This is a genomic window from Kribbella pratensis (assembly GCF_004366075.1).
GTDB classification, from domain to species: domain Bacteria; phylum Actinomycetota; class Actinomycetes; order Propionibacteriales; family Kribbellaceae; genus Kribbella; species Kribbella pratensis.
The window spans coordinates 1,274,488-1,293,704 of sequence record NZ_SODU01000001.1 but is presented as its reverse complement, the minus strand read 5'-3'; the positions used below and the strand labels follow the sequence as shown (position 1 = coordinate 1,293,704).

General features: G+C 68.9%; 15 protein-coding genes and 1 riboswitch. Of the genes, 9 read left to right on the top strand and 6 right to left on the bottom strand.

Annotation, left to right across the window (positions count from 1 at the left end; genetic code table 11):
- Positions 1–74 precede the first annotated feature (74 nt).
- Complete coding sequence (locus tag EV137_RS06210; RefSeq protein ID WP_134127091.1) at positions 75–1,154, bottom strand: fatty acid desaturase family protein; 1,080 nt, start codon at positions 1,152–1,154, stop codon at positions 75–77.
- 197 nt (positions 1,155–1,351) lie between these two features.
- Here EV137_RS06210 and EV137_RS06205 point away from each other — a divergent pair, with 197 nt between their 5' ends.
- On the top strand, positions 1,352–2,878 hold the full coding sequence (locus EV137_RS06205; RefSeq protein WP_134127089.1) for an alkaline phosphatase D family protein: 1,527 nt from the start codon (positions 1,352–1,354) through the stop codon (positions 2,876–2,878).
- A gap of 8 nt (positions 2,879–2,886) precedes the next feature.
- On the opposite strand, the gene EV137_RS06200 is transcribed toward EV137_RS06205, so the two are convergent.
- The 3 genes from EV137_RS06200 to EV137_RS41305 are packed head-to-tail and all read right to left on the bottom strand — an operon-like array spanning position 2,887 to position 6,167.
- On the bottom strand, positions 2,887–3,528 hold the full coding sequence (locus tag EV137_RS06200) for a maleylpyruvate isomerase family mycothiol-dependent enzyme (RefSeq protein WP_134127087.1): 642 nt from the start codon (positions 3,526–3,528) through the stop codon (positions 2,887–2,889).
- A complete protein-coding gene (locus EV137_RS06195) occupies positions 3,525–4,280 on the bottom strand; it encodes a mycothiol-dependent nitroreductase Rv2466c family protein (RefSeq protein WP_238175121.1) in 756 nt (251 codons plus the stop codon). The genes EV137_RS06200 and EV137_RS06195 overlap by 4 nt, the downstream gene beginning before the upstream one ends.
- Positions 4,281–4,328: 48 nt before the next feature.
- Positions 4,329–6,167 carry a helix-turn-helix transcriptional regulator gene (locus tag EV137_RS41305; protein ID WP_166679787.1) on the bottom strand — a complete coding sequence of 613 codons (1,839 nt, stop codon included), beginning with the start codon at positions 6,165–6,167 and terminating at the stop codon, positions 4,329–4,331.
- A gap of 156 nt (positions 6,168–6,323) precedes the next feature.
- Here EV137_RS41305 and EV137_RS06185 point away from each other — a divergent pair, with 156 nt between their 5' ends.
- The gene (locus tag EV137_RS06185; RefSeq protein ID WP_134127083.1) at positions 6,324–8,381 is read left to right on the top strand and encodes a prolyl oligopeptidase family serine peptidase; all 2,058 of its coding nucleotides are present in this window, start codon (positions 6,324–6,326) and stop codon (positions 8,379–8,381) included.
- Between the two features lie 10 nt (positions 8,382–8,391).
- On the opposite strand, the gene EV137_RS06180 is transcribed toward EV137_RS06185, so the two are convergent.
- Entirely contained in the window at positions 8,392–9,756 is a 1,365-nt protein-coding gene (locus EV137_RS06180) for an aminotransferase class V-fold PLP-dependent enzyme (protein ID WP_134127081.1), read from the bottom strand.
- A gap of 17 nt (positions 9,757–9,773) precedes the next feature.
- Positions 9,774–9,887: riboswitch (SAM riboswitch) on the bottom strand.
- 84 nt (positions 9,888–9,971) lie between these two features.
- On the opposite strand from EV137_RS06180, the gene EV137_RS06175 reads away from it, so the two are divergent.
- The 7 genes from EV137_RS06175 to pgsA all read left to right on the top strand — a co-directional run bounded on the left by EV137_RS06175 (position 9,972) and on the right by pgsA (position 17,820).
- Positions 9,972–10,499 carry a DinB family protein gene (locus tag EV137_RS06175; protein WP_238175120.1) on the top strand — a complete coding sequence of 176 codons (528 nt, stop codon included), beginning with the start codon at positions 9,972–9,974 and terminating at the stop codon, positions 10,497–10,499.
- 30 nt (positions 10,500–10,529) lie between these two features.
- Positions 10,530–11,324 (top strand): DUF4184 family protein, encoded by a 795-nt coding sequence (locus EV137_RS06170; RefSeq protein WP_134127079.1) that lies wholly within the window; start codon positions 10,530–10,532, stop codon positions 11,322–11,324.
- Between the two features lie 73 nt (positions 11,325–11,397).
- On the top strand, positions 11,398–14,013 hold the full coding sequence (locus EV137_RS06165) for an FtsK/SpoIIIE family DNA translocase (RefSeq protein WP_202870822.1): 2,616 nt from the start codon (positions 11,398–11,400) through the stop codon (positions 14,011–14,013).
- Between the two features lie 4 nt (positions 14,014–14,017).
- On the top strand, positions 14,018–14,584 hold the full coding sequence (locus tag EV137_RS06160; RefSeq protein ID WP_134127077.1) for a hypothetical protein: 567 nt from the start codon (positions 14,018–14,020) through the stop codon (positions 14,582–14,584).
- Positions 14,585–14,701: 117 nt separating this feature from the next.
- Positions 14,702–15,466 (top strand): helix-turn-helix domain-containing protein, encoded by a 765-nt coding sequence (locus EV137_RS06155; RefSeq protein ID WP_238175119.1) that lies wholly within the window; start codon positions 14,702–14,704, stop codon positions 15,464–15,466.
- Positions 15,467–15,517: 51 nt separating this feature from the next.
- Positions 15,518–17,200: a MiaB/RimO family radical SAM methylthiotransferase gene (locus EV137_RS06150; RefSeq protein WP_134127075.1), complete on the top strand. Its 1,683-nt coding sequence runs from the start codon at positions 15,518–15,520 to the stop codon at positions 17,198–17,200.
- Positions 17,197–17,820: a CDP-diacylglycerol--glycerol-3-phosphate 3-phosphatidyltransferase gene (gene pgsA, locus EV137_RS06145; RefSeq protein ID WP_134127073.1), complete on the top strand. Its 624-nt coding sequence runs from the start codon at positions 17,197–17,199 to the stop codon at positions 17,818–17,820. The genes EV137_RS06150 and pgsA overlap by 4 nt, the downstream gene beginning before the upstream one ends.
- On the opposite strand, the gene EV137_RS06140 is transcribed toward pgsA, so the two are convergent.
- Positions 17,821–18,975 (bottom strand): DUF2332 domain-containing protein, encoded by a 1,155-nt coding sequence (locus tag EV137_RS06140; protein ID WP_134127071.1) that lies wholly within the window; start codon positions 18,973–18,975, stop codon positions 17,821–17,823.
- Positions 18,976–19,217: the final 242 nt, after the last annotated feature.

Sequence of the window (19,217 nt, the reverse complement as noted above, 5' to 3'; positions counted from 1 at the left end):
TCGGTCAGCCTAGTGACCTCGTGCAACGTCACCTCTGCGGACACGTGACCCGACGAGGTCGGGTCGGCAAAGTGCTATCGCCCGTACTGCGAGGCCAGCGGGCAGTCGAACGGGTCCCGGGCGCGCAGACCGACGTTGTTCAGGTAGCCGACGATGATCTTGTACGACGTGAACAGGCCGACCTCGGTGTACTTCACTCCGTGCAGCTCGCAGTACTCGCGGACGATCGGCTGGACCTTGCGCAGCGTGGGCCGCGGCATGCTCGGGAACAGGTGGTGCTCGATCTGGTAGTTCAGCCCGCCCATCGCGAAGTCGGTGAGGACGCCGCCGCGGATGTTGCGTGACATCAGCACCTGGCGGCGGAGGAAATCGAGCTTCATCGTCTTGGGGACGAGCGGCATGCCTTTGTGGTTCGGGGCGAACGAACCGCCGAGACAGACGCCGAAGACGGCGAGCTGCAGCCCGAGGAAGGCTCCGGCCTTGCCGATCGGCAGCACGAGGAACAGCACGGTCAGATAACCGGCGAGCCGGGTGACCACGATCGCGGCCTCGATGCGCTCGACCGTGCTCGCTCCGCGTCGGAACAGGTGCTGGATGCTCGAGACGTAGAGGCTCAGGCCTTCCAGAGTCAGCAAGGGGAAGAAGAGCCAGCCTTGGCGGCGGGTCAGCCAGGCCTGGAAGCCCTTGCGTCTGCCGACGTGCTCAGGGGTGAACGCGACGACGCCGATGGCGATGTCCGGGTCCTTCCCCAGCTGGTTCGGCGCACCGTGGTGGCGGCTGTGCTTCGACTTCCACCACGCAGCGCTCATCCCGACGAGACCACCGGCCAGCAGGCGGGCGGTCCAGTCGTTCCAGGCGGCGGAGTCGAAGACCTGCCGGTGCGCGCTGTCGTGGCTGAGGAAGGCGACCTGCGTGAGCACCAGCGCCAGCGCACCAGCCATCAGCAGCTGCAACCAGGAGTTGCCGAGCAGTCCGACGCCGACCCAGACACCGGCGAAGGCAGCCAGGACCAGGCCGATCCGGGTGAAGTAGTACCCGCGACGCCGCCGGAGCAGTCCGAGTTCGCGGACGGTCCGGAGCAGGTCGGTGTAGAGATGGGTGTACTTGTTCTGAGCCCGCAAGGGGTCATGGTCTTCGGCAAGAAGCTGCGACATGGGAATGCCCCATTCCAGTAGTGCATCGGCCGATGCGCCACCAGGTCTGGGGCAGCGTCACAAGGAGGTGCTGAGGCCTTCAACGGAACCACGCCCGGTAGCCGCACGCAAGGCGGTGGCCGAGTCCCGGGGGTGATTTGAGGCTCAGTTCGCCCGGCTGTCACCTGACCGTCATCCGCGAGGCGCACCTTCGGGTCATGAAACTGAGTCGTCGTCAACTCCTTGCCGCGTCCACGGTCGCCGGAGCGTCCCTCGCCGTACCTGGTGTCGCAGTCGCGGCCCCGAACCTTGTCCGTCGTGATCGGGCCGCTCTGCCGTCCGGTATCGCGAGCGCCGACGTGACGCCGAACTCGGCTGTCGTCTGGTCGCGTGCCGACCGCCCCGGCCGGCTGGTCGTCCAGCTGACCAGCCACGGCCGCTTCGACAAGGCCGTCTGCCTGCGTGGCCCGAAGACGGACGCCGCGGACGACTTCACCGCTCGGCTGCCGCTGCGCGGCCTGCGCCCGGGGCAGCGGTACGACTACCGCCTCGGCTTCGAGGACGAGAACGGCCGCATCGGTCAGACGCTCGACGGCTCGTTCAGCACCCCGGGCCGCAACCGGCCGGTGTCGTTCGTGTTCACCGGCGACACCGCGGGGCAGGGCTACGGCATCAACCCCGAGCTCGGCGGGATGATCGCCTACAAGACGATGCACGACACCCGGCCGGACTTCTTCCTGCACTCCGGCGACAACATCTACGCCGACGGCCCGATCCAGGCCGAGCTGAAAGTTGCCGACGGCACCGTGTGGAAGAACGTGGTGACCGAGGAGGTGTCGAAGGTCGCCGAGACCCTGGCCGAGTACCGCGGCCGGTACAAGTACAACCTGCTCGACGAGAACGTGCGCTCGCTGTACGCCGACGTACCGCTGGTCGCGCAGTGGGACGACCACGAGACGCTGAACAACTGGTACCCGGGGGAGATCCTCACCGACGACCGGTACGCCGAGAAGCGGGTCGACGTCCTCGCGGCGCGGGCGAAGAAGGCGTTCCTCGAGTACCTGCCGATGGAGCACGTCGGCGGGCGGGACCGGATCTACCGCAAGGTGAGCCACGGCCCGCTGCTCGACGTGTTCTGCCTGGACATGCGCACGTTCCGCGGCGCGAACCCGGTGCCGTCGACGGTCGGGCCGGTCGCGATGCTCGGTGCCGAGCAGGCCGCCTGGCTGGTGCGTGAGGTCGCGGCGTCGCGGGCGACCTGGAAGGTGATCGCCAGCGACATGCCGCTAGGCGTGCTGGTTCCGGACGGCAACCTGATCGAGGCGGTCGCGAACGGTCTGCCGGGGGCGCCCGGCGGTCGTGAGCACGAGATCGCCTGGGTGCTCAGCCAGTTCAAGAAGCGCAAGGTCCGCAATGCGATCTGGCTGACTGCCGACGTGCACTACGCGGCGGCGCACCACTACGACCCGTCGCGCGCGGCGTTCACCGACTTCGACCCGTTCTGGGAGATCGTGGCCGGGCCGATCAACGCCGGCACCTTCGGGCCGAACGCGTTGGACAGCACGTTCGGACCTGAGGTGGTGTGGTCGAAGGCGGCCGACTTCCCGAGCCAGTCACCGGCGTCCGGCAACCAGTTCTTCGGGCACACCCGGATCGACCCGCGGACCGGCGTCTTCACGGTCTCAGTGCGGAACCTGTTCGGCACGGTGCTCTGGACCAAGGACCTCACCCCGGCCCGTCCTTGAGTACGACGTCATACACGCTGTAGGACCTCCGCGCCGGGGCCGTCGAGCTGCGGCAGGACGACGCGACGTCCGGTGAGCAGCAGGAGCAACGACAGCACGGGACCGCGGAGATCCGGCCCGTCGCCTACGCTCCAGTCGATGTCGTCGGCGACCAGTCTCAGACCGTCGTACGGCACCGGTTTGAAGACCTTGGACAGCCGCGTGCCTCGGCACTCCCACACCCGCGAGGCCGCCGTCGCGGCGACCTCCGGCGGAACCGGGAGTGTCCGGCCGAGTGGGATCGCGATGTCCTGCCCGTGAACGACGATGTCGATCAGCGTCTCTCGCGCAGTGACGCCGAGGTTGTGCCGCCGGGAGCCGACCATGCCGCGGATCTCGCCGATGAGCTGTTCGGTCGGCAGGGCTGCCTGGTCACGGGCGGAGGTCTGGATCATCCAGTTGAGGCTGTGGATGCCGGGATGCTTCAGCGTCAGGCGGAGTACGCCACCGATGGTCATCTGCTGGAGGGTGAGGTGACCGGCGACGTCGCGTACGGTCCAGCCGTCGCACAGCGAGCGGTGGGACCAGTCTGACGGTGTGAGCGTGGCGAGCAGGTCGGTCGTGCGCCGGCGCTGCGCATCGATCGCGGCCCAGAGTTCATCGTCGTTCATCGCGGTGCCTTCCCCTCCATCGGACGGTAGCTCACATCGGGCGGTGTGGAGCGCGTGCGCTTCAGTTCGTAGAAGTCAGGACACCCCGCAAGCAGCCGTACGCCGTCGAACAGGCGGAGCGCGTCGTCGCCACGGGGGACCGCGTTCAGGACCGGTCCGAAGAAGGCGGTCCCGTCGATGTGGACAACCGGCGTACCGCCGTCGATCCCCACCGGAAGAGTGCCTTCGTTGTGGCTGCGGCGCAGGGCCTCGTCGTACTCCGTGGTGTCGGCGGCGTCCGCGAGCGTCACGGGCAGACCGACCTCGCTCAGAGCTGCTACCGAGGCGTCGCGGTACTCCGTCGGCGTCGGGTAGCGCCAGTGGTCGAAGATCAGGTTGCCGAAAGCACCGTGCCAGGTCCGGAACGCTTCACTGCCGTGGTGCGTGACGACTGCGGTCGCTACCCGGGACGGGCCGGTCGACGCGTCCAACTGTCGGCTGTAGGTGTCGTCATGGCCTTCGTTGAGCATGAGCAGGCTCATTACGTGGTAGCGGAGGTCGAGGTCGCGGTGCTGGGCGACCTCTCGCAGCCAGCAGGCCACCACCCACGTGTACGGGCAGACGGGGTCGACGTACAGGTCGACGCCTGGTGCTGTGCGCTGGTATTGGCGGGTGTCATTGGTGGGGACGACGCCCAGGCGCTCAGTAAAGTAGGTCCTGGTGACCTGGTCCCACAGGTCGAGGTCGGCGCCGTTCTGGTCGTGTCGCGTCATGAAGCTCAGCGTCCGCCGCGGAGGTACGCCGCGCATCGTCCGAATTGCTCATCCCTTACTCACCCAGGCAGCGACCTGGGCGCGGTTCGCGAAGCCGAGCTTGGTCAGGATGTGCTGGACGTGGTTCTGGGCCGTTCGTTCGGAGATGACCAGTGCGGCGGCGATCTCGCGGTTGCTGAGGCCCTTGGCGACCAAACCGGCGACCTCTCGCTCGCGCTGGCTCAGCGGGTCGGTCGGCGATCTGTGCAGTCGTTCCACCCAGGGAGTCATGCCGAGGGTCTTCGCGAGGGGCAGCGTCTCGGCGGCCAGTGCGTGGGCATGCACCAGATCACCGGACCGCTCGTACACGTCGGCCAGCAGACAGGCGGCCTCGACCGCGAAGCCGGGCGCACCGATCGCCCGGCAGAGCGCACCGGCCTTCTGGAGGTCTGCAGCGGCCGCATCCCAGTCGCTGAGCGCGGCAGCGCACGCACCGAGCACCAGCTCGACCGGACCGAGGAAGTTGGTCGCGCCGGCGCCGCCGACGACGTACCGGCCACGACGGGGTTCTAGCCGGGCACGAAAGAGCCGTACGTCGTCTGTGCGGCCGAGTGCGGCTGCTACTCGCGCTGCGATGGCGTCCATCAAGAGCTCGGCGGCCCGCATCGGTTGCCAGGACTCCGGGCGGCCGCAGCGTTCGTACGCCGCGGCTGCTTCGTCGAACCGACCTGCGTCCACGAGAACGAACGCGCGGGCCAGGCGGGCGGACAGGTCCCAGCGGACATCCGTCCCGAACTGCCAGGTCGCTGGGCTCAGCAGGTCCTCGGTGTGACCGCGGTGGTGGCCTAGCAGCATGTGGAACGCGACCTCGGCGCCATGCGCCGCCGGGTGATCGATCTGCCGGAAGCCGGTGAGTGCGTCCTCATGCAGGGCTTCGGCATCCTCGAACTCAGCCCGGGCCAGTGCGAGCGAGGCCCGCGTCAGCAGCACGTGCCAGCGGCCGTGCGGACCGCTGACACGACCGGCACAGCTCGCGAGTCGGCCTGTCTCGGCTGCGATCGCGGCCAGGTCGCCGGCGTACCACAGCGCGTCGACCTGCCACAGGCGTCCGCGGAGCTCGATCTCGGCGCGTCCGGTCGACGTACCGAGTCCGATCATGCGGCGTGCTGCGGTGGCCAGTTCGTCGACGTCGTCAGGTCCGCTGGTGGCGAGTTGGCGTGCAGTGAGCGCCTCGACGAGCAGCTCGTCGTCGTGGATGCTCTCGGCTTGGCTGAGGGCCTCGCTGCTCGCAGTCGAAGCCTCTGACCAGCGGCCAAGGTAAATGGCCGCCTGTGCTTGCCGGGCTCGTAGCCGGACCATGCGCTCTGCTGACTGGCCGGGCGCCGCCAGCGCTTCGGTGCACCATTGGTGGATGTCGCCGTCCCACGCGGACTGGCCGATCGGCTCCAACGTCACTGCTGCGTCCGCGAGCAGGATGAGGTCCTGCAAGGTGCGTGCGGTCGTGACCGCGGCCCGGACGGCGGCGTGTGCTGCCGGGAGGTCACCGGCGCGCACAGCTGCCTTTGCGAGGTTGAGTTGCAGACGCGCTCGTTCTCGTGGATCTGGTGTCACTGCGACGGCTGCGGACCAGTGACGCAGGGCCTCGGCCGGTGCGTCGACGGCCTCAGCGGTACGGCGGTGCAGGTCGGCGCGCTCGGTCAGGGACAGCCGTGCCTCGGCATCCCGGCGTACCGACTCGTCGGCGAACCAGGCCTCGCCAGCCGTGACGACCAAAGCACCAGCACGGACCAGTGCATCCAAGGCGTTCAGGAAGTCGTTGGGTGGCAGGCCGACGACCTGCTGGAGGACGTCGAGACGCACCCGCTCACCGGCCACCGCAGCGGCGCCCAGGAGCAGGTCATCAATCACGCTCGCAGTGTGACCGTCACAGGTTAGGTTTGTCAGCATGACAGTATCGATGCCGCGACTCCGTCGCGGCGGGTCATGGGGCTGTAACTCCCGCCCTTCCCTCGTCGCTCCGGTCGCTTCGCTCCCTCCACTCCTCAGTCCAGGCCGGGAGGCCCCATGACCGGTCCGGAGAGCCGCCGCGACGATGTGGTCGAGACGTTGCACGGGCACCAGATCACTGACCCGTACCGCTGGCTGGAAGACCCTGACTCGGCCGATACCCAGGACTGGGTCAACCGGCAGAACGACTACACGCAGGCCGAGCTGGCTGGGTACTCGGAGCGTGCCTGGTTCCAGACCACCATGTCCGCGATCCTCGCGCGCCCACGCGCCGGCGTACCGGTCAAGAAGGCGGGCTGGTACTTCGTCGGGCGCAACGACGGCACGCAGGCACAGGACGTGATCTACGTTGCCGATTCGCTCGACGAGCTGCTGTCCCGCGGCCGCGTGTTGATCGACCCGAACACCCTCTCCGAGGACGGCACCGACTCGCTGGGGTCATTTACCGTCAGCCCTGACGGGAAGTACTTCGCGTACGGCATCAACGAGAGCGGCAGCGACTGGACGACGTTCCGGCTGCTCGACATCGCCACTGGTACTCCGGTCGACGATGTGGTGTCGGAAGCCAAGTTCAGCGAGGCGACTTGGCTTCCGGACAGTTCGGCGTACCTCTATCTGCACTACCCGGCGAGCGGGCGTAGCGAGGGGACCGGGACGGCGTCGCTCTCGGGTGGGCGGCTGATGCTGCACAGGGTCGGCACGCCGCAGTCCGAGGACGAGCTGGTGCTGAGCTTCCCGGGCCAGGACCAGTACTTCATCACGCCTGAGGTGTCCGACGACGACCGCTACCTGGTGGTCCACATCACCGAGGGGACCGACCCGAGCACGCGGCTCTGGGTGTACCCGATCAGCTCGGACGGGCTGGGCGAGCCGGTGAAGGTCGTCGACGAGTTCATCGACGAGATCGCCTTCGTACGGATGTCCGGCGACCAGCTGGTACTGCGCACCGACCGGGACGCGTCCCGGGGCCGCGTGGTGCTCTCCACGCTGGACGGTGAGTTCACCGACCTCATCCCGGAGGGAGAGTCGACACTGCAGGCAGTTCGCGGTACTGCGGACGGCCTGGCAACGCTGACGCTCGTCGACGCACAGCCGGTGCTGACGCTCTACGCGTTGGACGGGTCCGGCCGGCGTGTGGTCGACGTACCTGGCGGGGGAGTGGTCGGCCTCAACGCCGGAGCGGAGTACGACGAGCTCTTCATCGGGCTGTCGACGACAACCGACCCCACGCTGTCGTACGCCGTTTCGACCGGGTCAGGCGACGTACGCGCACTGCCGGAGCTGGTCCGTGGCTCCGGCGGATTCACATCGCCGCAGGTCACCGTGAGGCGCCGGATCGCTCCTGGCCGCGACGTGCCGTACTTCCTGATCACCCGGTCCGACCTGGACTTCGACGCGCCGCGTCCGACGCTTATGTGGGGGTACGGCGGATTCCGCATCCCGGTCGAGGCCGACTACCGCCCCGGCTGGCCGGCGTGGCTTGCTGCAGGCGGCGTACTGGTCATCACGAACCTGCGTGGCGGCGGTGAGTACGGAGCCGAGTGGCACGACGCGGGGCGACTCAAGAACAAGCAGAACGTGTTCGACGACTTCATCGCGGTCGCTGAACACCTGCGGGACACCGGCGTGACAACACCGGAGCAGCTGGCCATTCACGGTCGCAGCAACGGCGGACTGCTCGTAGGCGCGGTCATGACGCAACGGCCGGACCTGTTCGCAGTCGCACTGCCCGGCGTGGGCGTCATGGACATGCTGCGGTTCCACCTGTTCACCGTGGGAGCAGCGTGGGCGTCCGACTTCGGTCTGCCGGACGATCCGGAGCAGTTCGAGGACCTGTTGGCGTACTCGCCACTGCATCGCATCAGCGACGGTACGTCGTACCCGGCGACTCTCGTGGTCACCGGTGACCACGACGACCGGGTGGTTCCGTTGCACAGCCACAAGTTCATCGCGGCGCTGCAGCATGCCCAGTCCGGTCCGCGGCCTGTCTTGACCCGGGTCGAGGTCAACACCGGCCATGGCTTCGGAAAGCCCGCCGCGATGATCGCGGCGGAGTGGGCGGACCTACTGGCGTTCGCTGCTCACCACGTAGGTCTCGTACCTCCTGAGCAGTAGGAGGGCTGCTTCACCAGATGCGGGGCGCTTGGAGATCGCGGGGATCGTCCGCCGGCTGACAGCCGTGCGCGTTCTCCGTGTACTCCGTGCGCGGGCCACTCGTGGCGAGCGTGCGTACCGCGTCGACGAGCCGGTCCACGTGCTCACGGGTCGTCCCGAGGCCGAGGCTGGCGCGGACCGCCGTACCGTGCTCGGGGGAGCCGGACAGGAGGTGGCCGACCAGCGGGTGTGCGCAGAACTTGCCGTCCCGGACACCGATGCCGTACTCCGCGCTCAGCGCCGCGGACACCAGCGTCGAGGTCAGACCGGCGACCGTGAAACAGACGGTGCCGACACGGTCCGCGTCCTCGCCGAAGATCGAGTACGTCGTGACGTTGTCGATCTGTGCGAGCCCGGCGCGCAAGCGGGCCAGCAGGCTGCGCTCGTGCTGCTCGATGGCGTCGCGGTGCTTGCTGATCGCGGCACACGCACTCGCCAGGGCAATGGCACCGATGACGTTCGGGGAGCCGCCCTCGTGGCGGGCCGGGCCGGTCGTCCACACCACGGTGTCGCTCGTGACCGCGTGGGTCGCGCCGCCGCCGTGCAGGTACGGGTCGGCGGCGTCGAGCCAGTCGGAGCGGCCGATCAGCGCACCCGCGCCGTACGGCGCGTAGAGCTTGTGACCGGACAGGGCGACCCAGTCGACGTCCAGGGTGGCGATGTCCACCGGGCGGTGCGGGGCGAGCTGCGCGGCGTCCAGGCAGACGCGCGCGCCGTGTGCCTTGGCCACCTTGGCGATGTCGGCGATCGGGAAGATCTCGCCGGTGACGTTGGACGCGCCGGTGATCACCACGAGCCGCGGGCCCTCAGGCGCCTGGCGGAGCGCGTCGGCGACACGGGTCACGGCCTCGGCCGGGCTCGACGGCGCGGCCAGGCGAACGGTCCGCTCGGCCGGCCAGGGCAGCAGCGCCGCGTGGTGCTCGGACTCGAACACGATCACGGTCGCGTCCACCGGCACCGCGCGGGCCAGCAGGTTCAGGGCGTCGGTGGTCTGCCGGGTGAAGATCACCTGGTCGTCCGCACGCGCTCCGACGAACGCGTGCACCTCGGCGCGCGCCCTCTCGTACCACTGGGTGGTGATCCGCGAGGCGTACCCGTTGCCGCGGTGCACCGACGCGTACGACGGCAGCGCGGCCTCGACGCTGGCCCGGACGGACTCCAGACACGGCGCGCTCGCACCGTGGTCGAAGTTCGCGTAGTCGGTGACCCGGCCGTCGGCGAGCGGGACCAAGAGGTCCGAGCCGACCGTGGCCGGGATGCTGCCGGTCGCGAGCCGGGCGATCGCCGGCCGCGGCGTCGTCGTACTGGCCGGCTCGAGAATGGACAGGATCGACATGATGCTGCTCCCAGGGAAGTCCGCACTTGCCGAACGGGGTATCCGCACGGCCTGGTCTTCACCCGGGGCACCCCACCGCGGAGGAGGGTTGCCGGCCAGCTAGCCGGGGCTTGTCGCTGACACTCATGACCTGCCGAGAACGGTAACGAACGGGATACGGGCACCGCCAGTGCCCATCTCATGTGATGAGATGGCCGAACACATCGTGGGACAACGTGAGGAACTTGATGACCTGGAGAGCACCTGCCGTCGAGCGACCGGACGGCTCGCTGACCGCACCCGAAGCGGAACTGCTGCACGGCTACCTGCAGTTCTACCGCACCACACTGCTCTTCAAGTGCGCGGGGCTGACCGCCGAGCAACTGGCCGAACGGCCGTCACCGCCGTCCAACCTGTCGCTGCTGGGCCTGATCAGGCATCTCACGAAGGTCGAGCGGATCTGGTTCCGCATCCACTTCGCCGACGAGCCCGCCGAGCCGCTGTTCGCGCCGGAGCTCGGCAAGGACGCGGACTTCGAGCTGATCGACCCTGCTGACGCGCAGGCGGCGTACGACGGTCTGATCGCCGAGTGGAAGCTCTCTGACGACGCTGCCGCCGGTCACTCGCTGGACGACCGCTTCACGTTCAACGGCACGGAGTCGACGCTGCGGATGATCTACATCCACCTGATCGGCGAATACGGCCGCCACTGTGGTCACGCCGACCTCTTGCGGGAGCAACTCGACGGCACCACAGGCGCGTAACACGACCTGCCGCACCCCTAGGCTGCCGCCGTGCCGTTCACCCTCGCCCACCCTGCGGCCGTGCTCCCGCTGTTCCGCCGGCCCTTCGTGGCGTCAGCTCTGGTGGCCGGTGCGGTGGCGCCTGACCTGCTGTACGTCGACCCGATCTACCGGATCGCCACGCGGCAGATCAACGGCAACTTCACGCTGACGCTCACCCACGAGTTCACCTCTGCTTTGTGGCTGGACCCGTTGCTGGCAGTGCTGCTGCTTGCTGTCTTCAACGTGGGCCTCAAGCGGCCCCTGATTGCTCTCGCACCACCTCTGCTCGCCAGTCGGCTGGAGACCTTTCGCCGGCCGTTCCGCATCCCCAGCGTCGCTGTCGTGCTCTGGACGGTCGTATCAGCCGTGGTGGGAGCGGTCACTCACGTCGTCTGGGACTCGTTCACCCACGGTGACGGCTACTTCGTCCGCCAGTTCCCCGGGTTCTTCCGGGCTCAGGTGACAGGAGCGTGGGACGTCAACCGCATCCTCCAGTACGTCAGCACACTGGGCGGCTGCCTCGTCCTCGCGGCGTGGCTCTATCGCTGGTACCGCCGTTCGGCACCGCAGCCTGTCGACGAGCGCATGCCGGCATGGATGCGATACCTCGTCTACGTCGCGGCCATCGGTCTGGCCGTCGGGGGAGCGGTCGTGGAACTCGGCAGGGTCGACGGCGGGTTCGGCGGCGAAATCGGCGTACGCACGGTGCTCAATGGCCTCATGTCCGGCGGTCTGATCGCTGTGGGTGCGTACGTCGTTGTGTGGCACCTGGAGCGATTGCGACGGCGAACACACGTTCCGTGACGCTACGGATGGGGCAGTGTGACCGGCGTGTGACACATGGGACTCAAGGGGTAGTCGGGGTAGCCTGATCGATATGGCGACCCGCACGTCTTCCCCGGCGCGGGCGCAGAAGTCGGCAGCTAAACGGCCGAGCACGGCCCGTTCGGCTGCCGGTGGACGCTCCCGTCCGTCAGGCGCCCAGAAGCGTGGGCAGAGCACGAAGCGCGGCGGTGGATCCACCGCCGCGCGGACCAGCACGCCCAAAAACAGCGGACCGGGCCCGTTCGCGGCCGCCATGCTCGCGCTCTGCCGCGGGGTGGTGAAGATCTGGATCGGGATCGCGCACCTGCTCGGCGGCATGGTGCGGGGGATCGGCCACAGCGCCCGTGACCTGGAGCCGGAGCATCGCCGTGACGGTGCCGGCCTGTTCCTGATCGGCCTGGCGGTCGTCGTGGCTGCCGCGATCTGGTGGGATCTCCCGGGCTCGGTCGGCGACGGTGTACGGACCGTGGTCGGTGGCAGCATCGGCATGCTCGGCTGGGCCCTCCCGCTGATGCTGGTGGTCATCGCGATCCGCACGCTGCGTCACCCCGACCGCAACGGCCCGGCCGGCCGTCAGGTCATCGGGTGGACCGCGGTGAGCCTCGGCGTACTGGGCCTGATCCACATCGCCAACGGCCTGCCGCGGCCGAGCAACCCGGCCGACGGACCGCTGCGAGACGCCGGCGGCGCGATCGGGTACTTCGTCTCGTCGTTCCTCTCGGACCTGCTCACGCAGTACGTCGCAGCACCGCTGCTGGTGCTGCTGTCGATCTTCGGCGCCCTGGTGATCACCGGGACGCCGGTCTACGCGATCCCGCTGCGGTTCCGGGCGGCGTTCGACGTACTGATGGGGCGGACCGAGCTGCCGGAGGACGCTCCGTCCGTGATGGCGGCTCCGACCGACGACACGGTCCGATTGACCCGCAAGCAGCGGCGCGCCAAGGCCGAGCTCGAGGAGGACGGCGAGCCGACCATCAAGCCGTACGACTCACCGGTGCTCGAGGAGACCCCGAAGCGCGGCCGCAAGGCGAAGGCGCAGCCGGTGGTCGAGGAGCCCTACGACGTCGACGACGCACCCTCCGCCGCCGCAGTCGAGCCCGCCTTCGAGGCTCCCGCTCCGGCCAAGCCGCCGGCACCGGCACCTGAGCCGCCGCCGCACACGCCGCTGCCGCAGCGTGTCGAGCAGCTCAGCCTGTCCGGCGACATCACGTACACGCTGCCCGACGGGCAGATGCTCAAGCCGGGTTCGATACACAAGGCGCGGACCAAGGCGTCCGACGCGGTGGTCGACCGGCTGACCGAGGTGTTCGAGCAGTTCGGCATCGACGCGCAGATCACCGGCTACACCCGCGGCCCGACAGTCACCCGGTACGAGGTCGAGCTCGGCTCCGCGGTCAAGGTCGAGAAGGTCACCGCGCTCTCCAAGAACATCGCGTACGCCGTCGCGTCGGCCGACGTCCGGATCCTGTCGCCGATCCCGGGCAAGTCCGCGATCGGGATCGAGATCCCGAACGTCGACAAGGAGACCGTCAGCCTCGGCGACGTGATCCGGTCCGCGACCGCCCGCAACGACCACCACCCGATGGTGGCCGGGCTGGGCAAGGACGTCGAGGGCGGCTTCGTGGTCGCGAACATGGCGAAGATGCCGCACCTGTTGGTCGCGGGTGCGACCGGCTCCGGTAAGTCGGTATTCGTCAACTCGCTGATCACCTCGATCCTGATGCGGGCCACGCCCGACGAGGTACGGATGATCCTGATCGACCCGAAGCGGGTCGAGCTGAACCATTACGAGGGCATCCCCCACCTGATCACGCCGATCATCACCAACGCCAAGAAGGCGGCCGAGGCGCTGCAGTGGGTCGTCCGCGAGATGGACATGCGGTACGACGACCTCGCCGCGTTCGGGTTCCGGCACGTCGACGACTTCAACAAGGCGGTCCGCGGCGGGAAGGTGAAGCCGCTCCCCGGATCCGAGCGCGTGCTGACGCCGTACCCGTATCTGCTGGTGATCGTCGACGAGCTCGCCGACCTGATGATGGTCGCACCGCGCGACGTCGAGGACTCGATCGTCCGCATCACCCAGTTGGCCCGGGCCGCCGGCATCCACCTGGTGCTCGCCACGCAGCGGCCGTCGGTCGACGTCGTCACGGGTCTGATCAAGGCGAACGTGCCGTCACGGCTCGCCTTCGCGACCTCGTCGCTGGCCGACAGTCGGGTCATCCTCGATCAGCCGGGCGCGGAGAAGCTGGTGGGTCAGGGGGACGGCCTGTTCCTTCCGATGGGTGCGAGCAAGCCGATGCGTATCCAGGGCGCATGGGTGGACGAGTCCGAGATCCACGGCGTCGTCGAGCACTGCAAGGCGCAACTGGAGCCGACGTACCGCGAGGACGTCACCGCGGCGCCGGGGCCGAGCAAGGACCTCGACGACGAGATCGGCGACGACCTCGATCTGGTGGTGCAGGCAGCGGAGCTGATTGTTTCCACCCAGTTCGGCTCGACGTCGATGCTGCAGCGTAAGCTCCGCGTCGGCTTCGCCAAGGCCGGGCGGCTGATGGACATCCTGGAGAGCCGCGGCGTCGTCGGTCCCAGTGAGGGTTCGAAGGCCCGGGACGTCCTGGTCAAGCCCGACGACCTAGAGGACTTCATCACCACCCTCCGAGGAGAGTGAGACCGTGACCGCCGCGAGCGCACTGCCCAGGCACGACAGATTCGACGTCGACCCCGAGCCCGTGCCGTTCACGGTTCGCGCTTCGCAGAGGGTGCACGGCGGGCTCGCCGCCGGCGCGGCCCTGGTCGCGATCGGCTTCGCGGCGTCGGCGTCCTCGAGTCCGGCCGGCATCCTGCGCTGGATCGTGGCGGCCGCGTTCGCCGTACTCGCCGTGGTGTGCGCCCGCGCGCTGACCGTGGGGGACATGCTGGTCGCCGACGACGTCGGCATCCGCCTGCGCATCGGCAGCGAGTGGGTGGGTACCCGGTGGGAGGACATCGAAGAGGTGACGGTGCTGCAGCGGCGGCATCCGCTCGACGACGGGCGGATCGCCGTACATCTGCAGGATCCTGGGCCCGTCCTCGGTGCGCTGCCGAGTTCGACCCGCAAGACAACCGATGCCAACCGCCGCCTGACCGGATCCTCACTCGCGATACCGTTCGGTCTGACGGCCCGGCCGTCCAACGGGGAAGTGGTGCAGGCACTGCACATGCTGGCCGATGCCAGATGTCCGGTCAGGGAACAGCTCTGACTCGTCCGTGACCCCGACGAACCCAAGCCGTTGAGTTGATGTCGTTGTGTTGATATCGATGCACCGGCTGTCGATGGTCCGCGCGAACAGGTCGGACGAGGAGAGGATGGTGGGGACGTGAGCATCGGCAGCGAGCTCACGGCGGCCCGCGAACGGGCCGACATGACGATCGAGCAGCTGAGCGCCGCCACCCGGATCAGATCCGGGTTGTTGATCGCCATGGAGGCCGACGATTTCTCCCGCTGCGGCGGGAACTTCTACGCCCGTGGGCACATCCGGTCGATCGCTCGCGTGGTCAAGGCTGACCCCGCACCGTTGCTCGCCAGCTTCGACGCCGAACATGCCGTCGAGGAGGAGAAGTCCCGGCGCGAGGAACGCGCCGCTGCCAAGGCCCCGACCCTCCGCCCGGCCCGTCCGCGCTGGGCCCTGGTGGTCGGCGCGATCCTGGTGATCCTGATGGGCTGGGGGATGGTGCGGCTCTTCACGCTGCCCAGTGACATCGAGGCCAACGCGTCCAAGACCGCGACCACCACGGCAACGGTCACCACACCGACCCCGAAGGCATCGCCGCAGCCGACGGTGCGACCCACGAAGAAGCCGACGTCGGCCAAACCACCGGCGCTGCAGACCGCGCTGAGACTGACCGCGACGGGCGACGGTACGTACCTGACAATCCGGGACAGGAAGAATCGCCGCCTTTTCCAGGGCCGCCTCAGCCCGGGCATCGCGCAGTCCGTCACCAGCGCCGGCGACATCCGCGTGACCGTGGGCAACCCCGGCAACCTCGTCGTCGTGCTCAACGGCAAGCGGATCCCCACCAAGCTCTACAAGTTCACCGCGCACCCGAACGGCACCCTCAGCAAGACCACCGCCAACCAGTAATCAGGCTTCTGAGTTAGGTACGGACGTGCACAGCGCGTCATACTCGTGGGGATGACTACGCCACCCACCACCGTCGCCCTGGTCACGCTGGGCTGTGCCCGTAACGATGTCGACTCCGAGGAACTCGCCGGCCGGCTCGAAGCCGGCGGATTCCAACTGGTCGACGACGCCGCCGAGGCGGACACGGTGGTGGTGAACACCTGCGGCTTCGTCGAGGCCGCGAAGAAGGACTCCGTCGACACGCTGCTCGCGGCGGCCGACTACAAGGACTCCGGACGCACGCAGGCCGTCGTCGCGGTCGGCTGCCTTGCCGAGCGGTACGGCGAGCAACTCGCGGACGCTCTCCCGGAGACGGACGCCGTACTCAGCTTCGACGACTACACCGACATCTCGGACCGCCTCCGCGCGATCCTCGCCGGCACCAAGCACCAGGCCCACGTGCCGCGCGACCGCCGCAAGCTCCTCCCACTGGCCCCGGCCGATCGCCACACCACTGCCGGTGTCGCAATCCCCGGCCACGGCGACCCGTCCGCCACGACAGATGTCGCCGCGACCTCCACCGGAAACACCGAGGCCTCCGCAGCGACCTCCGCCGGCGGCGGGCGGACGGCTGTGCTCGGTGACCACATCCCGGAGGCGCTCCGGCCGGTCGGCTCGGATGCTCCTGGCGAACTCAAGGGACGATTCGTCACCGGCGCACCGGAAGAGTTGAAGATCGACGCCCCCGACCTCGCGACCGCCCCCGCCAGCGGCCCCCGCGTCATGCGCCGTCGCCTCGACGGCGGCCCGATGGCCCCGCTGAAACTCGCCTCCGGCTGCGACCGCCGTTGCGCGTTCTGCGCGATCCCGATGTTCCGCGGCGCCTTCATGTCCCGCCGTCCGGCCGAGGTACTCCGCGAAGCCGAGTGGCTCGCCGAGAACGGCGTACGGGAGCTCTTCCTGGTCTCCGAGAACTCCACCTCCTACGGCAAGGACCTCGGCGACCTCCGCCTCCTCGAGACCCTGGTCGGCGAGATCGCCCAGGTCCCCGGCATCACCCGCGTCCGCGTCTCGTACCTGCAGCCCGCCGAGATGCGCCCCACCCTGATCGCCGCGATGACCGCCACCCCCGGCGTCGTCCCGTACTTCGACCTGTCCTTCCAGCACGCCTCCGGCCCGCTCCTGCGCCGGATGCGCCGCTTCGGCGACTCCGAGCGCTTCCTCGAACTCATCGCCCAGGTCCGCGCCGCCGCCCCGACCGCCGGCATCCGCAGCAACGTCATCGTCGGCTTCCCCGGCGAGACCGAAGAGGACGTCGACATCCTCTGCGACTTCCTCTCCCGCGCTGGCCTGGACGCGATCGGCGTCTTCGGCTACTCCGACGAGGACGGCACGGAGGCCGAGACGTACGACGGCAAACTCGACGAGGACACCATCGCCGACCGCCTGGACCGCGTCACCCGCCTGGCCGAAGACCTCACCTCTGCGCGCGCCGAATCCCGCATCGGCGAACTCCTGGAGGTTCTCGTCGAGTCCCTCGACTCGACGGACTCCGGCGACGCCGAGGGCCGTGCGGCGCACCAAGGCCCCGAGGTGGACGGCATGACGACGGTGACCGGTCTCCCGGAGGGGATCCGGGTCGGGGATCTGGTCTCCGCGAAGGTGGTGTCGAACGACGGTGTCGACCTGATCGCCGAGTTCGCGGCACTCGTGGACACCCCAGACGCCCGCTCGGCAGCTAACCTGACCGCGTGACCAACCCGGAGACGAACCCGGCGCCGCACGCAGCCGGCGGCCATCTCCACGCGCCCAGCGCCTGGAACGTGCCGAACGCGCTCACGGTTCTCCGGCTGGTCCTGGTGCCGCTGTTCGTCTGGCTTCTGCTCCGCGACGGCGGCCACGCCACCGGCGACCGGCTCCTCGCGACCGCCGCGTTCGTCGTCGCCATCGTCACCGACCGCTTCGACGGCGACATCGCCCGCCGCTGGAACCTGGTCACGAACTTCGGCAAGATCGCCGACCCGATCGCCGACAAGGCCCTGACCGGCGCCGCGTTCCTCGGCCTCTCGTACCTCGGCGAACTCCCGTGGTGGGTTACCGTCGTCGTCATGGTCCGCGAGTGGGGCGTCACCGCCCTCCGCTTCTGGGTCATCCGCCACGGCGTCATGCCCGCCAGCCGAGGCGGCAAGCTGAAGACGGTCCTCCAGGCGGTAGCGCTGGGCCTCTACCTCCTCCCATGGCAACACTTGGCCCTGATCCACTGGCCCGCAGTAGCGATCATGGCCGCCGCCGTCGTGGTAACGCTCGCCACCGGCCTCGACTACCTCTCCCGAGCCCTCCGCCTCAGAGCCGCGGCCAAACGTCCGCTCCCGTAGCTACGAGTCGGCCAGCCAGGCAAGCATCTCGCCGCGGAGCCAGCAGCGGCCAACCGCCGTGGCATGCATTGAGGCGTGCTCGAACACGCCCAGGCCGATGATGCTGTGCCCCGACGCCCGTCGATCGCCGTACGTCGGCATCCCCGGCGCGACCCCGACCCCCTCGACCGACACCCACGCCACCGGCCGCCGGGTGGCCGCCTCGTCGAGCCGCTGCAGAAACCGCAACCGCCCATCGAGATCCAGCCCCGACAACGCCCAGGTCGTGATCACCACGGGGAGTACGTCGTCAGGCACCGAGGCGATCGCATCCGGCAGAACGTCGACCACGCCACCTCGCACCGGCACCGGAGGAGCCGCCTCCGCCAACGCCAGTTCCGCGTCGAGCCTGGTCAACCGCTGCACCTGATCCGGCGGTACACACGCCCGCAGCCAGCGCGCCTCGTCCACCTCAGTCACATCAATCGGGTCAACATCGACCACAACCCGAGCCACAACCTCCGGCATCGCATGTTGCGGCACGCGCCCATCACCCACAACTGACGCCGACACCTGCACCGCAGAACCTGCGTCACCCAACGACTGCCCGTTGGAGTACGAGATCCCTACCCGATCAACCGTCAGATTCAGCCCAGCCGCCCGCCCCACATCGATCAGCCCGACCGAGGTTGCTCCAACCCGCCGTGCCACCTCAGCAACGGCCGGATACAGCACCGCATGCCGTCCACCCTCGTCCCCCCGAACCTTCCGCCCGGCACCAACCTCCAAAACCAAGTCCCCCGCCCGCCGAACCACCTCAACACCCACCGCCCCAACCACATCCAGCCCGGCTGCATCCGTCGTGGCATTGGCATTGGCAGCGGCAGTGGCGGTGGCGGTGGCGTTTGCGGCGGCGATGGCTTCGGCCAGGTCAGGGGCCTGGCCGGACAGGGCGAGATGGTGAAGTGCGGCGAGGATCGCGGTCGGATGCCGGCGTCGGGCCGGCGCACTCTCGATCACGCGTAGCGCATCAGGTGACTCGCTCAGGGCAATCGCCATGCGCGCGTACAGCGGCGAAATCTTCAGCCCATCGCCTTCACCGAACCGCCGATACGCCTGCGCGAGAGGACGCCCGCGCACCCCACTCTTCGCGCTCCCACCAGTCGCCTCCGGCATTCGAACGAGTCTAGCCACGCACACCCCACCCAGGCCGCGACCTGAACCGAGCCGGGGCTGTCCGGGGCACTGCTCGGCCCGGAGAGGCGACCCAGCCGGTGCCGGAGGGGCGGTTCAGCTGGTGTCGGAGGGGTGGTTCAGCTGGTGTCGGAGGGGTGGTTCAGCTGGTGTCGGAGGGGTGGTTCAGCTGGTGTCGGAGGGGTGGTTCAGCTGGTGTCGGAGGGGTGGTTCAGCTGGTGCCG